Genomic DNA, 19,667 nt, shown 5'->3' with positions numbered 1-19,667 from the left:
CATGAAAGATTTATTGAAATATTTTAAAGGTTATATCAAGGAATCCTTGTTAGGACCGCTTTTTAAATTATTAGAAGCTAGTTTTGAACTATTGGTGCCAATTTTGATTGCAACAATTGTGGACCAAACAATCCCTAAAAAAGATAGTGCGCATCTTTATACCATGGTCTTTTTGTTGGTTGTCCTAGCATCATTTGGTGTTGTTGTGGCAGTTATTGCTCAATATTATTCTTCAAAAGCAGCGGTAGGATTTACACGTCAATTAACTAAAGATTTATATCAAAAAATCATGCGTTTGCCAAAAGCTAGTCGAGATAGCTTGACGACATCTAGTCTGGTCACTCGTTTAACAAGTGATACTTATCAAATTCAGACCGGTATCAATCAATTTCTTCGTCTTTTTTTGCGCGCGCCGATTATTGTTTTTGGCTCAATAATCATGGCGTTTTTGATTAGTCCAAGTATTACAGTCTGGTTTTTACTCATGGTTGTCATCCTAACGGGCATTATCTATATCATGTCACGCTTGGTGAATCCGCTTTACGCTAAAATTCGCCAGATTACAGATAAAATTGTCAATATGACACGCCAGCAACTGCAAGGTATGCGTGTTATCCGTGCCTTTGGGCAAACAAATAAAGAAATTCATGAGTTTAGAGATACCAATGAAATTTATAAGACCTGGCAGATAAAAACAGGAGTTTGGTCTAGCTTGATTAGCCCGTTGACTTTTTTAGTGGTAAATAGTACGTTGGTCATGGTTATTTGGCATGGGAATCTAGCTATTGGACAGGATTTGCTGACGCAAGGGAAATTAGTCGCTTTAGTCAATTACCTTTTGCAAATTTTGATAGAACTGTTGAAACTAGCTATGCTCGTCACTTCTTTGAACCAAAGTTACATCAGCGCTGGACGAATCCAAGAGGTTTTTGAACAGGAAGAGGAAGATGTACTAGTAGAACTGTCAATACGGCATTCTATTGGTGCTCAGTCTATTTCTGCTGAAAATGTTACCTTTACCTATCCACAAGCTGCTAGTCCAGCTTTGGAAAATATTTCGTTTGATTTGCTATCTGGTCAGACTTTGGGGGTGATTGGAGGAACAGGCTCAGGGAAATCAACTTTAGTGCAGCTGTTGGCACATTTGTATGAGGCAGATGCAGGTCAGTTGACTATTTTCAAAAATGGTCGAAGCCCTCAAAATCTGAAAGAATGGCGCACTTGGATGAGCTTGGTACCGCAAAAAGCAGAATTGTTTCGCGGAACGATTCGCTCAAATTTGTCGCTGGGTTTGGAAGATGAGGTGACGGATGAACAGCTCTGGCGGGCTCTTGATGTTGCGCAGGCTAGTGACTTTGTACGGGAAAAAGAAGGTCAGCTAGATGCAGTGGTAGAAACTTTTGGTCGGAATTTTTCCGGTGGTCAACGCCAACGGTTGACGATTGCGCGAGCTATCTTACAAAAAGTACCTTTTCTTGTGCTGGATGATTCTACTTCGGCACTTGATTATTTAACAGAAGCCAAACTATTGCAAGCGATCAAAGAGCAATTAAAGAACACGAGTTTGATTTTAATTTCTCAGCGAACTAATAGCTTGCGTGCAGCTGATCAGATACTTGTCTTGGATAAAGGCCATCAGGTAGCTCTTGGCGCACATGAAGATTTGCTTCAAACGAGCGCTATTTATCGAGAAATTCATCTCTCACAACATAGCAAGGAGGAAAAGCATGAAAATGAGGTATTCTAAAAGTGGTCTGAAACGCCTTGCAAGTGATTTATTGCAGCAGCGCTGGCTTTTCCTACTAGCTACAATTGGAACGATTGTTCAGGTTGCTTTGACCATTTATTTGCCGATTTTGATTGGGAATGCAGTGGATAGTGTTCTACTTCCCGATGCAAGTCAGCATTTGCTTCCAATTCTCTCGAAAATGGGTATGGTGATTGTTGCCAATACAGCGATTCAATGGATCAATCCTTTAATCTATAATCAGTTGATTTATAGCTATAGTCAGAAACTTCGGGACGCAGTTATTCAAAAAATTCATCGGCTTCCCTTGGCTTATCTTGATCGTCAAGGGAATGGTGATTTAGTGAGTCGCTTGACGACGGACGTGGAGCAGTTAAATAATGGTCTGCTCATGGTCTTCAATCAGTTTTTTGTAGGCGTGTTGACTATTCTTGTAACAATTGTGACAATGGCAAAGATTGACTTTTTCATGATGGTGTTAGTCTTGCTTTTAACTCCCTTATCTATGCTGATTGCGCGTTTTATTGCCCGTAAAAGTTATAAGTTGTTTCAAAAACAAACCACAGCTCGAGGACTTCAGACACAGCTCATTGAAGAAAGTTTGTCTCAAGAAAGTTTGATTCAAAGTTTTAATGCTCAAGAGCAATTCATTACGGATTTTACAAAGGGCAATGAGAGCTATGCGGACTATTCTCAGGATGCTATCTTTTATTCCTCGACTGTCAATCCAGCGACTCGCTTCGTGAATGCTCTTATTTATGCCATTGTTGTTGGATTTGGTGCGGTTCGTATCATTAACGGCTCTAGTTTCACAGTTGGACAATTAGTGACATTCTTAAATTATGTCAACCAATACACTAAGCCCTTCAACGACATTTCGTCTGTTATGGCTGAATTGCAAAGTGCCCTTGCTTGTGCAGAGCGCTTGTACATGATTTTAGATGAAAAAGAAGTTGTGGAAACGGGGAAAGAAGAACTTACGAGTGAGGCAGTACGGGGAGCGATTCGTTTTGAACATGTCCGTTTTGGTTATGAAAAAGATAAACCTTTGATTCACGATTTAAACATGACCGTTCCAGCAGGAAGCAAAGTTGCTATTGTTGGACCAACTGGTGCTGGAAAATCGACTTTAATCAATCTCCTCATGCGTTTTTATAATGTAGATGCGGGTAAAATTAAGTTAGACGACAGAGATATTACAGATTATACCAGAGTCTCATTTCGCCAGCAGTTTGGTATGGTTTTACAAGAAACATGGCTGAAGACAGCGACGATTCATGAAAATATTGCTTTTGGGCGACCAGAGGCTAGCCGAGAAGAAGTAATTGCAGCAGCTAAAGCTGCTAATGCTCATTTCTTTATCCAGCAATTACCACATGGCTACGATACTTATCTAGCAGATGCAGGAGATTCTTTATCACAAGGACAACGCCAGCTATTGACCATTGCGCGTGTTTTTCTAGCGGTTCCTAAAATCCTGATTTTGGATGAAGCAACCTCCTCTATTGATACGCGGACTGAAGTACTCATTCAAGAGGCTTTTAATAAGCTCATGGTAGGGCGAACCAGTTTTATCATTGCTCATCGCTTGTCTACCATTCAGAATGCAGATATCATTTTAGTGTTGGTTGACGGAGATATTGTGGAATATGGCAGTCATCAAGAGCTGATGCAAGCAAAAGGCGTTTATTACCAAATGCAGACAGCTCAAGGAAGTTTGGCTGTTTAAGATTGACTAGTAGAACAAACTTATAGCTGTTCTTTGCTGACTAGCTCTAGTCCTGTCTTAGTCAAGCGGTAGATTTTCTGACAAACTTCTTTGAGAAAGGTGCGGTCATGTGAAATGGTAATGACAGCGCCGTTATAGTCTGTAAAAAGTTTTCGTACTTGTGGCTGCGAAGTAGGAGAAAAGTTACGTGTTGGCTCATCTAATATCAAGACATTTGCTTGATCTAATACCATTTTTAGAAGCAGTAATTTAGCTTTTTGTCCACCAGATAGCTGGGAAATAGAATGTTGCACTTCATTACGCGTGAATTGCAGACTGGCTAGGTGGGTGAGGATTTTTTCTCGCTCAATAGTCTCTCCTGTGGATGTTAGAAAATCTATTGGAGAATCGGCTTCATTTAAAATATCATGATAGTTTTGAGGCATATATCCTAGTGTAATGCCTCTCTTTTCTTTCAGCAGATGTCGCAGTTCTTTGAGAAAAGTAGATTTACCGACACCATTTTTACCAATAATCCCAATCTTTTCCTGCCCTAAGAGTTCAAAATTTATATTTTGGGCTAAGGTACGTTCCTCTGTTTTCAAACACATCTGTTCGAGAATGATTATTCTTTTTGCAGATGGCAGGGGAGTGATAGTAGAAAATTGTAGATTGATAGCATCTGCCTGTGTTGGCAATTCTGTCATTTCAGCCGCTTCTCTTTCAAATCGTTTGCCTTGCGAGAGGACATTTTTCATTTTTTTAGCCACTAATCTTCCAGCCGTGCTATCGTGAGTATTGCGCAGCACGTACTCTACGCTTTGCTTGACGCGGTGATGCTTTTCCATTGTTTTTTGATATTCTTCTCGTTCTTTTTTTGCATCTTTAGTTTGCTTTTCAAATGCAGCTTGTCGTTGCTGGCTGTAATTCTCATAATCCAGATTCCTCACAGTCGTCCGAGTTTCTTGCTTTTTCTTAACCAATTCCAAATGCACGATTTTTGTTGCTGTATGACCTAAAAGACTTTCATCATGGGAAACGAAGATAACTGTTCGAGGTGTATTTTGGAGAAAATTTTCTAGCCATATCAGAGTATCTAGATCTAAATCATTAGAAGGCTCATCTAAAAAGAGAAGGTCCCAATCAGTAGAGAGGATTTTTAAAAGTTGAATTTTTAATAGTTCGCCACCAGATAAAGAGGCTAAGGTTTGCTGACTAGTAAAACGTTGACTGTCAAACTTTAATTCTTGAGCGAAGCGATAAAGTTTGTTGTAATCTAGGTCTACTTCCAAATCTCCAAAAAAATAGTCGTTGAGAGAGAGTTTTCTTTCATTTTCAGGTAAAGTTTGTGGCAAATAAGCATAACGATTATAGCTTTTTTGAATCTCTCCCGTATAACTAACATAGTCTGAAACAAGTGCGTCATTCATGAGTAGTTTGAGAAGAGTAGATTTTCCATTTCCTTCTTCCCCGATAATGGCAATTTTATCACTTGTATTAACAGTGAGTGACAAATCACTAACCATGTTTTTGAAGTCTTTTAAATGTGTAATGGTTAAATGTCGAATTTGTAGCATATATGTCTCCTTATGATGTTCATTGTCATTTTAGAGCTAAGAAAAACAGCCCTATTTACCTAGTAGAGCTGTTTTTGCTTTTGAGTTGCTAACAAATATTGCAAAGCAAGTAGTTTGCGATGGATATATTTAGCCTTGAGAAGTAAAACTGTCTTCTTTGAAAATGAGCAAGAGCACAACAAAAAATCTACTAGATAAAGTTTCCTTTAAGCAATAGATTTCTTGTACATAAGCTCCTTACCTCCGAATTTCATTGATTTTAATATAACAAAAAAGTGATTTAATGTCAAAAAAGACCTGAGTTAAGTTTTCAATTAGGAATAAATTAAATACGAATATAAAAAATCCCGAAACAATTTTCGGGATGAAGTGTTATTACACATTCAAGACTTTATCTAAGAAGTCCTTTAGACGTGGGTGCTGTGGATTATCAAAGATTTGGTCGGGTTTACCGTCTTCTAAAAACTCTCCGTCAGCCGTAAAGATAACACGGTTTGCCACTTGGCGAGCAAATCCCATTTCATGAGTTACGATAATCATAGTCATGCCTTGCTTGGCCAATTCTTTCATAACATTGAGAACATCTCCAACCATTTCGGGATCAAGAGCAGAAGTAGGTTCGTCAAAGAGCATAATATCAGGATTCATAGCAAGTCCCCGTGCAATTGCAACACGTTGTTTTTGTCCACCTGAGAGGCTATCTGGCATGGCATCAGCTTTATCAGAGAGACCGACTTTTTCTAATAGCTCCATACCGAGTTTTTTAGCTTCGGCTTGTGTCATTCGTTTGTGCTCGACAGGTGCAAAGGTGATGTTTTCTAAAACGGTCATGTGAGGGAAGAGATTGAAGTGTTGGAAAACCATACCGATATTTTCACGAACTAGATCAACATCTGTGTTTTTATTGGTCAAATCAAATCCGTCCACAGTGATGGTTCCACTTGTTACTTCCTCAAGGAGATTTAAACTGCGAAGAAAGGTTGATTTTCCTGAACCTGAAGGTCCGATGATACAAACGACGTCCCCTTCATAGAATTTGGTTGTGATTCCTTTTAGAACTTCATTTTCCCCATAGTATTTATGTAAATCATTGACATCAATTTTTAGTTTAGCCATTATTTAATCCTCTTTTCTAAGCGTTTTGCAAGTCTAGTCAAAAGAGTAATGATAATCAGATAAAAAACTGCTAGGATAGCATACATTTTGAAGCTTTGATAGTTACGAGCAATGATGATTTTACCCGTTTGGAAAAGTTCGACGAGACCGATAGCAGAGACGATTGTAGTATCTTTCAAAGCGATAACAAACTGATTGACGAAGTTTGGTAACATGATTTTTGTTGCTTGTGGCAAAATAATCTTTCTCATGGTTTTTGAGTAAGAAATACCAAGGCTTCGGCTGGCTTCCATTTGTCCAACTGGAACAGCTTGAATTCCACCACGGACGATTTCTGCAATATAAGCGCCAGCATTGAGAGAAAGAGCAATCGTGCCAGCTACAAAATCGTTAATTGGATTTTGATGACCTGTCATTGATTCAATAAGGTTTGGGATGCCCCAGAAGATAAAGGCTGCGAGAATCATAAGTGGGATTCCACGGATGACATCCACGAAGATTTCTGAGATGACGCGGAGGGCTTTGACAGGACTCACGCTGAACATTCCAAAGATAATTCCAATTACCATAGCAATAGCAAATGACAGAAGCGCAAGAGCAATGGTGATACCAAGTCCGCTTAACAATTGCTTATAGTTGTTTTGGAGAAGCCCCCAAATGGTTGTTTCATCAACTGTACTGTCTGAAGAGCTAGAAGCAGAGCTGGTTTTTTTCAAATATTTATCAAGAATTTTTTGATATTGACCGTTCTTTTTAATATTTGCCAAACCATTGTTAAACATTTGGATCAATTCAGGATTACTACCTTTTTTCACTGCAAAAGCAGTATCTCCGATAGGGGTTCCCTTGATTGGAGTTTTTAGTTTTTGACCTTGGCTAATGGAGTATTTAACAACAGGTTCGTCATCCATAACGGCGTCCAAAGAGCCAGAGTTTAAGCTATCATACATTGAAGAAGCATCAGCGAATGTTTTAATTTTGTAATCATATTTACTTTGATTTTTTGTTAAGAAAGTTTGTGAAGCAGTTCCGTTTTTAACCCCGATTGTTTTACCTTTCAAGTCTTTATAAGAAGCAATTGTACTGGATTCTTTGACGGCAAGGATAGCGTTTGCAGTATAATATGGTTCTGAGAAATCAAAGGTCTCTTTACGAGCATCTGTTACAGACATCCCTGCAATCATTCCATCGGCTTGTCCAGATTGTACCGCATTTAAAGCAGCGTCAAATCCGGGATTTGTAATTTCAATCGTGAAACCTTGGTCTTTGGCAATGGCTTTTATCAAATCCATGTCAATCCCAGTATATTTGTTATTACTATCCTGAAAAACGAATGGTGCAAAGGAAGAGTCACTCGCAATGGTATATGTTGATTTTACGGGAGTAGCTTTTTGACCAGCAGGAGTAGTGGTTTCTGGAGTAGAACTAGTTGTTTTCGTGGCTGTAGAACTTGTCCATTTTGTGATAATTTTCTCAAGAGAACCATCTTTTTTCATTTGAGCAAGCGCTTCGTTAAATTCTGTTACCAGATATTCATACTTGCTTCCCTTTTTGACACCAAAAGCAAAACTACCAACAGCTTCTCCTTTTATAGAGATTTTTAAATTTTGACCTTGTTTAATAGCATACTCAATGACTGGTTGGTCGTCCATCATGGCATCAATTGAACCAGAATTCAAGCTGTTGTAAGTCAAATCAGTTGTGTCAAATGTTTTGATAGTAAATTTGTATTTGTTTTTGATTTTTTCTAGAAAGCGTTGAGAGGCAGTTCCGTTTTTAACCCCAACAGTTTTTCCTTTTAATTGTGAATAACTACTGATTGTATTGGCTTTAGTCGTTGCGATGACAACTTTTGTATCATAATAAGTATCAGACATGGTGAAGACTTTTTCACGGTCTTTGGTCTTTGTCATGCCAGCCATAATAGCATCTGCTTGACCAGACTGAACGGTGTTAACGGCTGCATCGAAGCCAGGGAAAGTCATATTGATGTCCCAACCTTTTAGTTCAGCAACTTTATTGATGATATCTACATCAATACCTTTATAAGTTTGATCGGAATCTTTAAATTCAAAAGGTGCGTAAGCTGTATCAGATACCACTTTGATTGTATCGGCATGAATAGCTGTTACTGCAAAGAGTGGTAGTAAAGCTAACAAAAAAGTTATAATTTTTTTCTTCATGAGTCTCTCCTTTAAAGAATATTTTTAAATTATACCAGAAATATCTTCGAAAGGCAAATATTTCGCATTTTTATGTTAGATTTTATAACATGGACGATAATTTCTTTTTTGATTTGCGTAAAATAAATATGATATAATAATAAAAAATAGAAAGGGAATTTTATGTTTAAATCTCGTATGCTTGATAATGTGAAACAGTCCCGTTACATTCCGCCTATCTGGTTGGCAATTATCCTCTCGATTGTTTTTGTTTATGGAGGTGAAATTGTCGGTGGGCTTGCATTGGTTCCAATTTCGATACTGCTGGGTCTTGTGCTTGGCCTTGTTCATTCTGGGGCGGGCTTTGTAATGATACAAAAACTGATATCGCATTATATGATTTTCATTCAACTCTTCCTCTTTTTCTTTATTTCTTTGGCTCTCTTTCTTTGGGTGAAGTGCGTTGAAAAAAGACCTTTTTCAAGTCTTGGTTTTTTTAAGGAAAATTGGTTTAAAGAATTAGGACAAGGATTTTTGATTGGAGCGGCACAGTTTTCTCTCATAGTTGTCTTGCTTTTGCTGACAGGTCTAGGTAGGTTAGAACTCAACCATCTTAGTTTGGAACCCTTGCTCTTTATCATCGCCTTGATTCCGTTTTGGATTTTACAAGGCGGAACAGAAGAATTGGTGACGCGTGGTTGGCTATTTCCTACGGTTACTGCCAAGTCAAATATTTTGGTCGGTATCTTAATTTCTGCTGGTCTATTTGGTGCTCTCCATTTATTAAATCCCGGTGTAACGCTTCTTTCGATTATCAACATTATTCTTGATGGTATTTTCGCTTGTTTTTACATGCTAAAAACGGACAATATGTGGGGTCTGGCTGGTATCCACGGGGCTTGGAATTTTGTTCAAGGTAATATTTATGGTATTCAGGTCAGTGGTCAGGGAGCAGAAGCTTCTGTCTTTGCCTACAATACGAAATCCAGTGTAGATTGGCTTTCGGGTGGGTCTTTTGGTGCAGAAGGTTCTATTTTCACCAGTCTGGTGTTAATTCTCAGTATTGCCTATCTGTATTGGTCTCTTAAAAAAGAAGAAAAATTGCCTACAGCATTGCAATTTAGAAAATCAAATCTCACTTAGTTTTACTAGGTGAGATTCTTTATATCCTAAGTCAGTGATATTTTAAGAATTGTGATAAAATAAGAGAAGATTGTATAGAGGAAAAGAATAATGATAAATAGAATTACGGACAATAAATTTAAATTAGTTTCCAAGTATGAGCCTTCAGGAGATCAACCACAGGCGATTGAGCAATTAGTGGATAATATAGAGGGTGGTGAGAAAGCTCAGATTCTCATGGGAGCGACAGGAACTGGAAAGACCTATACTATGAGTCAGGTCATCCAAAAGGTCAATAAACCGACCCTAGTTATCGCTCATAATAAAACTCTGGCTGGTCAGCTCTATGGTGAATTTAAGGAGTTTTTTCCTGACAATGCGGTTGAATACTTCGTGTCTTACTATGACTATTACCAACCGGAAGCCTATGTGCCTTCTAGTGATACCTATATTGAGAAGGACAGCTCGGTCAATGATGAGATTGACAAACTTCGTCACTCAGCAACCTCGGCTCTCTTGGAGCGCAACGATGTGATTGTTGTGGCATCAGTCAGCTGCATTTATGGTTTGGGCTCGCCTAAGGAATACTCCGATAGCGTGGTCAGTCTGCGACCTGGTTTAGAGATTTCACGGGATCAACTTCTCAATGATTTGGTTGATATTCAATTTGAGCGCAATGATATTGACTTTCAACGAGGAAAATTTCGTGTGCGTGGCGATGTTGTGGAAATCTTCCCAGCTTCTCGCGATGAACATGCCTTTCGGGTGGAATTTTTCGGGGATGAAATTGACCGCATTCGAGAAGTGGAAGCATTGACAGGTCAAGTGTTGGGCGAAGTAGACCATTTAGCTATTTTCCCTGCCACTCACTTTATGACCAATGACGAAAATATGGAAATTGCCATTGGTAAAATTCAAGCGGAATTAGAAGATCAGCTAGGCTTTTTTGAAAGAGAAGGGAAGCTTTTAGAAGCTCAGCGGTTGAAGCAAAGAACGGACTATGATATTGAAATGCTGCGCGAAATGGGCTACACGAATGGTGTAGAGAATTATTCTCGCCACATGGACGGACGGAGTGAAGGTGAGCCACCTTACACTTTATTAGATTTCTTTCCTGATGATTTTTTAATCATGGTAGACGAAAGTCACATGACTATGGGGCAAATCAAAGGTATGTATAATGGTGACCGTTCTCGGAAAGAAATGTTGGTTAATTATGGATTTCGCTTACCTTCTGCCTTGGATAACCGTCCGTTGCGTCGGGAAGAATTTGAAAGTCATGTGCACCAGATTGTTTACGTGTCTGCTACACCAGGGGATTATGAGCGAGAGCAGACGGATACAGTAATTGAGCAAATTATTCGACCAACTGGACTGCTGGATCCAGAAGTTGAAGTGCGTCCGACTATGGGGCAAATAGACGATCTTTTAGGGGAAATCAATGCGCGTGCAGAGAAGAATGAGCGAACCTTTATCACAACGTTGACTAAAAAGATGGCAGAAGATCTGACGGATTACTTTAAAGAAATGGGTGTTAAGGTCAAATACATGCACTCAGATATCAAGACTTTAGAGCGGACAGAAATTATCCGCGACCTGCGGTTAGGTGTCTTTGATGTTTTAGTCGGAATTAACCTGTTGCGTGAGGGAATTGATGTGCCAGAGGTTAGTCTGGTTGCCATTCTTGATGCAGACAAGGAAGGTTTCTTACGTAATGAGCGTGGTTTGATCCAAACCATTGGTCGGGCTGCCCGTAATAGTGAAGGCCACGTCATCATGTATGCGGACACGATTACAGATTCCATGCAAAAAGCTATGGATGAAACTGCCCGTCGTCGTCAGATTCAAATGGCTTATAACGAAGAACATGGTATTGTACCGCAAACAATCCAGAAAGAAATCCGTGACCTAATCAGTGTGACAAAAGCCACTCTACCAGACAAGGAAGAAGTGGTAGATATTGAAAGTCTTAATAAGCAGGAACGCAAGGATATGATTAAAAAGCTAGAAGGACAAATGCAAGAAGCTGCTGGTCTTCTGGACTTCGAGCTGGCCGCCCAAATCCGCGATATGATTTTGGAGATTAAGGCGGTGGATTAGAAAGATAAACAAAGCAAAAAGGGAAGAAGAATGCGTTACATTCTCTTACTTCGCGGCATTAATGTCGGTGGGAAAAACAAGGTAGCTATGGCTGATTTGAAGGCCGATTTGGCGGAGCTGGGCTTTGATAATCCGGTTCATCAACAGTGGCGATCTCTTTTTTGACAGTCAGGAGAACGGGGAGAAGATTAGGGAGATTCTGACGGCTTATTTTAGTCAATCCTATGACTTTCCAATCTCTTTTGTCCTGCTCAGCTCTGCTATTCTCTAAGAAGAAGTGGCAAAACTGCCTGCTTGGTGGCAGGATGAGGCAGCCTATCGGCGTGATGTCCTCTTTTACCTGCCGAAAGCCAGTCGCGAGCAGATAAAGGAAGAGGCGAGAACCTGGGCAAATGACAGGGAGCTGCTGCATTTCGGTCAGACAGCCTTCTTTTACAGAAATAGCGACCAGACTGACTATCTCAAGTTCAACTACCACAAGAAGCTACTCAAATCTAGCTTTTACAAGTCTTTGACAATTCGCAATGTGAAAATCTTTCAGAAAATTTTGGAGTTGGCGGATACTAGTTAAAGAGGCATTATTTGTTTTTTGGAAAACTAATGACAAATTGTTAATAAATATATATGTTTGAATAAAGAAAAAGAGTTTTTACTTTTATTTTCATCATGCTGGAAACGTTCAGTAGATAGGAGAATTTATGATTGAATTTAATGATGTTACAAAAGTGTACGATGACAAGATAGCGTTGAATCATCTGAATTTAACGCTTCAGAGTGGAGAAATTGTAGGATTAATTGGCCACAATGGTGCTGGAAAATCAACAACGATTAAATCATTGGTTAGTGTAATTAATCCATCGCATGGTCAGATTTTTGTGGATGGTAAGGAATTAGCAGCTAATCGGTTGGCAATCAAGAAGAAAATTGGTTATGTAGCTGATTCGTCGGATTTATTCTTACGTCTGACAGCAAATGAATTCTGGGAATTGGTTGGAACTTCTTATGATATGAGTCCTTCAGATTATGAGAAACGTTTAACGGAGCTACTGGAATTATTTGATTTTACAGCTCATCGCTATGAAGTTATTGAATCGTTTTCACATGGAATGCGACAAAAAGTATTTGTCATTGGTGCTCTTTTGTCTGATCCAGATATCTGGGTGTTGGATGAGCCTTTAACTGGTTTGGATCCGCAGGCGGCTTTTGACCTCAAACAAATGATGCGAGAGCATGCAGACAAAGGAAATACTGTTTTGTTCTCAACCCATGTTTTAGAAGTGGCAGAGCAATTGTGTGACCGTATTGCCATTCTCAAAAAGGGAGAATTGTTGTTTTACGGTACGATTGAGGAATTGAAAAGTCAACATCCTGAAAAATCCTTAGAAAGTATTTACCTTAGTTTGGCAGGTCGTAGAGAAGAGGTGAGTCCTGATGCGTCTTAAAGCGATTCGCTCCCTCATTCATGCAAATATCATTTATACGACGCAATCAACTAGGCTTTCTAGTTATCGTAAAAAACAGCAAAAAAATCCAAAGAAAAAAGGAAATGTTGCTAGAAATCTAGTGATGAACTATCTCTATGCTGGAATTTTGTATGCTTGTATATTTGGTGTACAGGGTGCTTTTTTACCGCTTGCTCAGAATCCTGGGCTATTTTCGAATTTTGTCAGCGTCTTTTATCTTTTCATCTTTGCACAGGGATTTCTTTCCTTTTACAATGTTTTTTATGAAAGTAAAGACTTGCAAGCTTACCGACCTTATGCCTTTAGTGAGAGCGAAATTATGGTTGGGAAAGGATTTTCTGTTCTTTTAACTACTTTAATGGGAGTGTTTCCCATTGTTATTTACTTTATTGGTTTGCAAATGCAATCAGGTCAACCAATCTGGCTTGCAATCCCTATTCTGCTTATTTCGTTAGGAGTACTGTTTTCGACACTTATTTTCCTTCTTTTAGTTGGTGTTCATTTTATTACGAAAACGACTATTTTTAGGAAATATAAAAAGCTTGCCTCTAATATTTTACTGGCTCTTGCTACAATAATGGCTTTTGGTGCGATTTTATTGGTGAATTTGCAAAATAACTCTAACGTTAAAAACGCAATATTGCAAGATCAACCTGCTTATTTTCCGCCAATGACGATTTTTCATGCTTTCAGTATGCAACCTTTTGCTTTGAATTCCTTGCTGGGAATGGGAGCTTGGGTAGTCGTAGCCGCTATATTATTTATAATTGTTAAGCGAAAGGTTTTACCAGAATTTTATGAAGCTGCAATGACCACAACAGCAACGGTCAATAGACAAAAACGAACGAAAATTTTCAAGATGAATGGACTTAGAAACTTTTCGCAGTTTGTGTTGCGCTATCAATTAAACCTAATCAGTGATGGCTCTGTCTTATTACAAACTCTTTTGATGCCTAGTGTGTTACCTTACTTTATTCTAATTCCGTTAATGGCTAGTTTTATGCAGAATAGTGAAATGATTTCTCCTTATTTGACAACAAGATTTGCTTTTCCACTGATGTTGATAGCAACATTTGTAGCAAGTTTAAATACAGGTGGAGCAAATTTAACAGGAATTGGCATTTCACTTGAACGTGAAAATTATGATTATTTGAAAGTATTACCCTTTGATATGGCACGTTATCTTAAATTTAAGTTTTGGAATTTATTTGTCCTTCAATCCATTTTACCATTCATTTTATTGACAATTTTTTCCTTTATTGTCGGCGTGCAACCAGTTGCTATTGTCTTGATGATTATAGCTTGGACATTGACCTGCTTAGCATGGAGTGCTTGGGGATATCATCGTGACAAACGCCTACAAGTTACTAACTGGTCGAATGTGACGGAATTATTTAATCGTGAAAATAATTTACTAAAGATGATTTTGGGCATTGTTGCTATGATTATTTACATAATCATTATTGCAATGAGCGCTTATTTCATTTTGGTATCACCAGATTTAGTGGGCTATTTGTTAGCAGGTACCTTTCTGATTGCTCTTGCAATGATGGCATTTTTACTGACAAATCATTATTTGAAAAAAGTTCAAGCTGAAGTAGAAAATTAAGCTGAAAGTTTTTGAATACTTACTATGTTTTTATTGCTTAGCAAGAATATATTGATAAGAGTCTATAAATTTTTATGTGCGCTTTGAAACATCTATATACTAAATTTATGCTATAATAAATACTATGTATACCAAACCAACTTCTGCCTATGTACACATTCCGTTTTGTACTCAAATTTGTTATTATTGTGACTTTTCTAAGGTTTTTATCAAAAATCAGCCAGTTGATGCCTACTTAGAGCACTTGCTTCAAGAATATACTTCTTATGATATAAAGCATTTACAAACGCTTTATATCGGTGGTGGGACACCGACAGCTCTTTCAGCGAAGCAGCTGGAGTTTTTATTGGCAGAGCTGACGAAAAAGCTGGATTTGTCATTGTTAGAAGAACTGACTATTGAAGCCAATCCAGGGGATTTGGATCCGGATAAGATTGCTGTTTTAAAGGTTTCACCTGTGAATAGGGTATCTTTAGGTGTTCAGACTTTTGACGATGGCATGCTCAAGCAAATTGGTCGCAGTCATTTAGAAAAAGATATCTATGAAAACATCGCTAATCTGAAGCTGGCTGGATTTGACAATATCTCGATTGATTTGATCTATGCGCTGCCCAAGCAAACTATGGATAATGTACGAGAAAATGTAGCCAAGGCTGTTGCGCTAGATATTCCTCACATGAGTCTTTACAGCTTAATTTTAGAAAATCACACGGTTTTTATGAATCGGATGCGACGTGGAAAACTCCCTCTGCCTAAAGAAGATTTAGAAGCAGAGATGTTTGAATACATCATTGAGGAGTTAGAAAAAGCTGGTTTTGAGCACTATGAGATTTCCAATTTTTCTAAACCAGGTTTTGAGAGTCGACATAATCTTATGTACTGGGACAATGCGGAATATTTTGGTATCGGAGCTGGGGCTTCTGGCTATGTCAATGGGGTTCGCTACAAGAATCATGGTCCTATCCGTCATTACTTAGAGGCGGTTGAAAAAGGTAATGCCCGTGTGAGTGAGGAACATCTTAGCAAGCAAGAGATGATGGAAGAAGAAATGTTTTTGGGATTGCGCAAGAAGTCGGGTATTTCTAAACAACGCTTTGAGGAAAAATTTGGTGTTTCTTTTGATCGGCAGTACGGTCATGTTGTAACAGAACTGACAGAGCAAGGGCTCTTAGTACCTGACAAAGACATTGTCCGTATGACTAAAAAAGGTCTTTTTTTGGGCGATACGGTTGCAGAAAAATTTATATTGGAGTAGATTATGGGTTTAACTTATCAAATGAAAATGAAAATTCCTTTTGATATGGCAGATATGAATGGTCATATCAAACTACCTGATGTTATTTTGCTATCATTACAGGTATCAGGGCTGCAGTCCATTGATTTGGGGATTAGTGACAAATCTATGCTGGAAAAATATAATCTAGTCTGGATTATCACGGATTATGATATTGATGTAGTACGGCTGCCTAAATTTGGGGAAGAAATGACGATTGAAACAGAAGCTTTGTCATATAATCGTTTATTCTGTTATCGTCGGTTTACTATTTATGATGAAGCAGGAAATGCTATTATTAATATGTTGGCTACTTTTGTCCTTATGGATAGAGATAGTAGAAAAGTGCATGCAGTAGAGCCAAAGATTGTTGCACCTTATGAAGCAGAGTTTTCTAAAAAATTGATTCGTGGTCCGAAGTATCCAGATTTGAAAGAACCAATTAGCAAAGATTACCATGTCCGTTTTTACGATTTAGATATGAACGGTCATGTTAATAACAGTAAGTATTTGGACTGGATTTTTGAGGTTATGGGTGCAGATTTTCTCATGAAACATATTCCTAGAAAAATTCATCTTAAGTATGTCAAGGAGGTCCGACCTGGCGGACAAATTACCTCCAGCTATAATTTAGAGGGCTTGGAGAGTAATCATCAGATTTCTAGTGATGGTGATATCAATGCCCAGGCAAGTATAATGTGGAGAAGATGGGATGACAGAGCAGAGTAAATGGTTGGAATGGGCGACTCGTCTGCAAACTTTAGCACAAAATGGATTAGCCTATAGCAAGGATGAATTTGATATTGAGCGATTTCAGGAGATTCGTCAGATTGCAGCTGAAATGCTAGTCACTCCTTCTGGTATGCCACTTGAAAAAGTAAAAGATCTGTTTTGTAATGAAACGGGTTATCAAACACCGAAATTGGATACACGTGCAGCAATTTTTAAAGACAATATGATTTTGCTTGTTCAAGAAAAAAACGGACTATGGGCTTTGCCGGGCGGATGGTGTGATGTGGATCAGTCTGTAAAGGACAATACAATAAAAGAAGTAAGAGAAGAGGCAGGTTTAGAAGTTCAGGCAGACAAACTGATTGCCGTTTTAGATAAACATAAAAATAATCCAGGAAACTCTACCTCAGTACATCACATTACCAAAATATTTGTTTTGTGTACGAGCTTAGGTGGGGAGTTTAGAGCAAATGCTGAGACGATAGCTTGTGGTTATTTTGCTTTAGATGCATTGCCAGCATTATCTGAATCTAAAACGACTACTCAACAAATTGCAATGTGTTTTGAGGCGCAGGCATCCAATAACTGGGAAACCCGATTTGATTAATAAAGTATAGATTTAAAAGTTGAAATAGAAAACTATTTTCAATTTATATAGATTAGAGGAGTATTTAAGCTTTTAAATTAGAGGAGAAAATGAGTGACTTATAAAGGCTATTTAATTGATTTAGACGGAACGATTTATAAAGGAAAAGACCGAATCCCAGCGGGAGAAGCTTTTGTCCATGAATTACAGCGTCGCAACCTTCCATATTTATTTGTGACAAATAATACGACACGTACTCCTGAGACTGTTCAAACAATGCTAGCGGAACAATTCAATGTTGAAACGTCGATTGAAACGATTTATACAGCGACTTTAGCAACGGTTGACTACTTAAATGATAAAAATCTAGGCAAGAAAGTCTATGTTATCGGTGATGTCGGACTTAAGCAAGCCATTGCAGAAGCTGGCTATATCGAAGATACTGATAACCCAGATTATGTGGTTGTTGGATTAGACTGGGAAGTGGACTATGAAAAATTGTCAATTGCTACTTTAGCTATTCAAAAAGGAGCTCATTTCGTAGGAACCAATCCAGATCTTAATATTCCAACGGAGCGCGGTCTCATGCCTGGAGCAGGATCGATTATTACTCTCATTGAAGTAGCAACTCGTGTGAAACCTGTTTATATCGGGAAGCCAAATGCAATTATCATGGAAAAGGCGGTTGAGCATCTAGGACTACCGCGGCAAGAAGTGATAATGGTTGGGGATAATTACCTGACGGATATTCGGGCTGGGATTGACAACGATATCCCTACACTTTTGGTGACAACTGGCTTTACGAAATCAGAAGAAGTGCCAGACTTGCCAATCCAACCAGATTATGTACTTTCTAGCCTAGCGGAGTGGGATTTCGATGCGCATTAAACTGACCTTTTGGCTGAGTATGCTCTGCTTTTTAGCAGTAGCTATTTTGTTGACCATTTATCTGACTTGGCTGTTTTATCCTTTGGAAGTTTCTTGGTTGCATTTAGAAAATCAAGTTTACCTCAAATCTGCAACCATTCAGCACAATTTCAATATTTTGATGATTTACCTAACCAATCCATTTCAGCAAAAGCTCTCCATGCCTAATTTTCGCTCATCAGCAGCAGGTCTGCACCATTTTCAAGTCGTGAAATATCTTTTTCATCTGGCGCAAGTTGCTTTTCTGGCAACCTTACCAGCGGTTTGTTTGTTTGTAAAAAACATTATAAAAAAAAGATATCTATCTGTCTTTTCAAAGGCGATTTTAGCTATTATTTGGTTGCCTATTGTAATTGCTGGTGTGGCGCTGGGGATTGGCTTTGATGCGTTTTTCACTCTCTTTCATCAGATTTTATTTGTCGGAGACAATACTTGGCTCTTTGACCCTGCTAAAGATCCTGTTATTTGGATATTACCAGAAGAATTTTTCCTCCACGCCTTTCTTTTGTTTTTTGTTCTTTATGAAGGCTTTGCTGTGGGGTTATACTTGTGGAATCGAAAAAGCTATTTGAAGAAGGAGGAAAATTGATGCCAGTCACAGTCAATCAGCAAGTGCGAAAAGATGTTAGTTTATTTTCTGCTTTATGTCTGATTTATGTTTTCGTCATGACAATGATTAGCTTAATCTACCAAACGATTGTAACTTTGTTTCAAGCGATTCGTTATCCCGGAAATCTTGAGAGAATCCAAAAAGCAACGGAAAGTTTTATGTCACGCGATGGCAGCTATTATCTAATTGCTGTTTGTGCAGGAGTATTTATCTTTTGGTTGTATCGGGACGGAAAATTATTTAAGTCTGATTTACGAACGCAGAAAAGGGTCATGATGCCAAAAACGTTTGGGATAGTTTTATCATTCTTACTTCTGGGTCAATTAGGTTTTGTACTCTTTAATCAAATATTCGAAGCAGTGTTGAATATCTTTGGATTTAGCTTATTTAAAGCCATTGAATCAGCTTCCGCAGGCTCAGATAGTGTAACGATGTTTTTGTATGCAGGTTTTTTCGGTCCTGTTTCAGAAGAATTGATTTTTCGCGGGGCAGGCTTACGAACATTTGAAAAATATGGAAAAGTCTTTGCGATTTTGATGTCTTCCCTCATATTTGGTTTATTTCATGGAAATATCCCGCAGTTCTTTTTTGCGGCTTTTGTTGGAATTATCTTCTCTTATGTGACCTTGGAGTATTCAATTCTCTGGGCAATGGTTTTCCATGTTTTTAATAACTTGGTCATTGGAGATGGTTTAACTTATTTGTATTCGTTTTTGCCGGACGATATAGGTGGTCTCTTACACTTATTTATCCTGCTAGTCGGTGCAAGTGTCGCAGTAATTTTCCTGTTTAAAAACAAAACAGACATAAAGATGTATGTACAAGAAAATCGTTCATTTTCAGGAACCTATAAGCAAGCTTTTCGCTCTGTTTGGTTCTGGATTTTTGCAATCTTCATGTTCTTAACATCTTTGACCTTGATAAGTCATTTGTGA

15 protein-coding genes and 1 pseudogene are annotated in these 19,667 nt (G+C 38.4%); 13 read left to right on the top strand and 3 right to left on the bottom strand.

Translation table 11 applies throughout. The features are described from left to right. Position 1: 1 nt before the first annotated feature. Together EL079_RS03655 and EL079_RS03650 are read left to right on the top strand one after the other, a co-directional pair. The gene (locus tag EL079_RS03655; RefSeq protein ID WP_003032265.1) at positions 2–1,747 is read left to right on the top strand and encodes an ABC transporter ATP-binding protein; all 1,746 of its coding nucleotides are present in this window, start codon (positions 2–4) and stop codon (positions 1,745–1,747) included. Further along, positions 1,728–3,476, top strand: a complete 1,749-nt coding sequence (locus tag EL079_RS03650; protein WP_003032246.1) for an ABC transporter ATP-binding protein — start codon at positions 1,728–1,730, stop codon at positions 3,474–3,476. The genes EL079_RS03655 and EL079_RS03650 overlap by 20 nt, the downstream gene beginning before the upstream one ends. A 20-nt stretch (positions 3,477–3,496) precedes the next feature. Here the strand turns inward: EL079_RS03650 and EL079_RS03645 are convergent, their stop codons facing one another. From EL079_RS03645 to EL079_RS03635, 3 genes are all read right to left on the bottom strand, one after another. Continuing rightward, a complete protein-coding gene (locus tag EL079_RS03645; RefSeq protein ID WP_003032268.1) occupies positions 3,497–5,032 on the bottom strand; it encodes an ATP-binding cassette domain-containing protein in 1,536 nt (511 codons plus the stop codon). 375 nt (positions 5,033–5,407) lie between these two features. Next, on the bottom strand, positions 5,408–6,148 hold the full coding sequence (locus EL079_RS03640; RefSeq protein WP_003032251.1) for an amino acid ABC transporter ATP-binding protein: 741 nt from the start codon (positions 6,146–6,148) through the stop codon (positions 5,408–5,410). Continuing rightward, positions 6,148–8,331, bottom strand: coding sequence for an ABC transporter substrate-binding protein/permease (locus EL079_RS03635; protein WP_003032255.1), 2,184 nt, complete (start codon positions 8,329–8,331; stop codon positions 6,148–6,150). Before EL079_RS03635 ends, EL079_RS03640 begins: the two co-directional genes overlap by 1 nt. 162 nt (positions 8,332–8,493) lie before the next feature. On the opposite strand from EL079_RS03635, the gene EL079_RS03630 reads away from it, so the two are divergent. From EL079_RS03630 to EL079_RS03575, 11 genes and pseudogenes are all read left to right on the top strand, one after another. Continuing rightward, complete coding sequence (locus EL079_RS03630; RefSeq protein ID WP_003030658.1) at positions 8,494–9,453, top strand: CPBP family intramembrane glutamic endopeptidase; 960 nt, start codon at positions 8,494–8,496, stop codon at positions 9,451–9,453. A 90-nt stretch (positions 9,454–9,543) separates the two neighbouring features. After that, positions 9,544–11,532: an excinuclease ABC subunit UvrB gene (uvrB, locus tag EL079_RS03625; RefSeq protein ID WP_003030651.1), complete on the top strand. Its 1,989-nt coding sequence runs from the start codon at positions 9,544–9,546 to the stop codon at positions 11,530–11,532. A 30-nt stretch (positions 11,533–11,562) separates the two neighbouring features. Beyond that, positions 11,563–12,103, top strand: a pseudogene (locus EL079_RS09790) (DUF1697 domain-containing protein). 127 nt (positions 12,104–12,230) lie between these two features. Beyond that, the gene (locus EL079_RS03610) at positions 12,231–12,974 is read left to right on the top strand and encodes an ABC transporter ATP-binding protein (RefSeq protein WP_003030627.1); all 744 of its coding nucleotides are present in this window, start codon (positions 12,231–12,233) and stop codon (positions 12,972–12,974) included. Then, a complete protein-coding gene (locus tag EL079_RS03605; RefSeq protein WP_003030632.1) occupies positions 12,964–14,604 on the top strand; it encodes a hypothetical protein in 1,641 nt (546 codons plus the stop codon). Before EL079_RS03610 ends, EL079_RS03605 begins: the two co-directional genes overlap by 11 nt. Positions 14,605–14,728: 124 nt before the next feature. Continuing rightward, positions 14,729–15,859: a radical SAM family heme chaperone HemW gene (gene hemW / locus EL079_RS03600; RefSeq protein WP_003030655.1), complete on the top strand. Its 1,131-nt coding sequence runs from the start codon at positions 14,729–14,731 to the stop codon at positions 15,857–15,859. A 3-nt stretch (positions 15,860–15,862) separates the two neighbouring features. Next, the gene (locus EL079_RS03595) at positions 15,863–16,606 is read left to right on the top strand and encodes an acyl-[acyl-carrier-protein] thioesterase (protein ID WP_003030665.1); all 744 of its coding nucleotides are present in this window, start codon (positions 15,863–15,865) and stop codon (positions 16,604–16,606) included. Further along, the gene (locus tag EL079_RS03590) at positions 16,590–17,216 is read left to right on the top strand and encodes an NUDIX hydrolase N-terminal domain-containing protein (protein WP_003030635.1); all 627 of its coding nucleotides are present in this window, start codon (positions 16,590–16,592) and stop codon (positions 17,214–17,216) included. The genes EL079_RS03595 and EL079_RS03590 overlap by 17 nt, the downstream gene beginning before the upstream one ends. 93 nt (positions 17,217–17,309) lie before the next feature. Continuing rightward, positions 17,310–18,083 carry a TIGR01457 family HAD-type hydrolase gene (locus EL079_RS03585; RefSeq protein ID WP_003030638.1) on the top strand — a complete coding sequence of 258 codons (774 nt, stop codon included), beginning with the start codon at positions 17,310–17,312 and terminating at the stop codon, positions 18,081–18,083. Beyond that, the gene (locus EL079_RS03580) at positions 18,073–18,711 is read left to right on the top strand and encodes a TIGR01906 family membrane protein (protein ID WP_003030630.1); all 639 of its coding nucleotides are present in this window, start codon (positions 18,073–18,075) and stop codon (positions 18,709–18,711) included. Before EL079_RS03585 ends, EL079_RS03580 begins: the two co-directional genes overlap by 11 nt. Then, positions 18,711–19,667, top strand: a complete 957-nt coding sequence (locus EL079_RS03575) for a CPBP family intramembrane glutamic endopeptidase (RefSeq protein ID WP_003030640.1) — start codon at positions 18,711–18,713, stop codon at positions 19,665–19,667. Before EL079_RS03580 ends, EL079_RS03575 begins: the two co-directional genes overlap by 1 nt.

The sequence above is a fragment of the Streptococcus anginosus genome, from assembly GCF_900636475.1.
In the GTDB taxonomy this organism is placed as follows: domain Bacteria; phylum Bacillota; class Bacilli; order Lactobacillales; family Streptococcaceae; genus Streptococcus; species Streptococcus anginosus.
The sequence above is the reverse complement of the archived record's forward strand: the minus strand, read 5'-3'. Positions and strand labels throughout refer to the sequence as shown.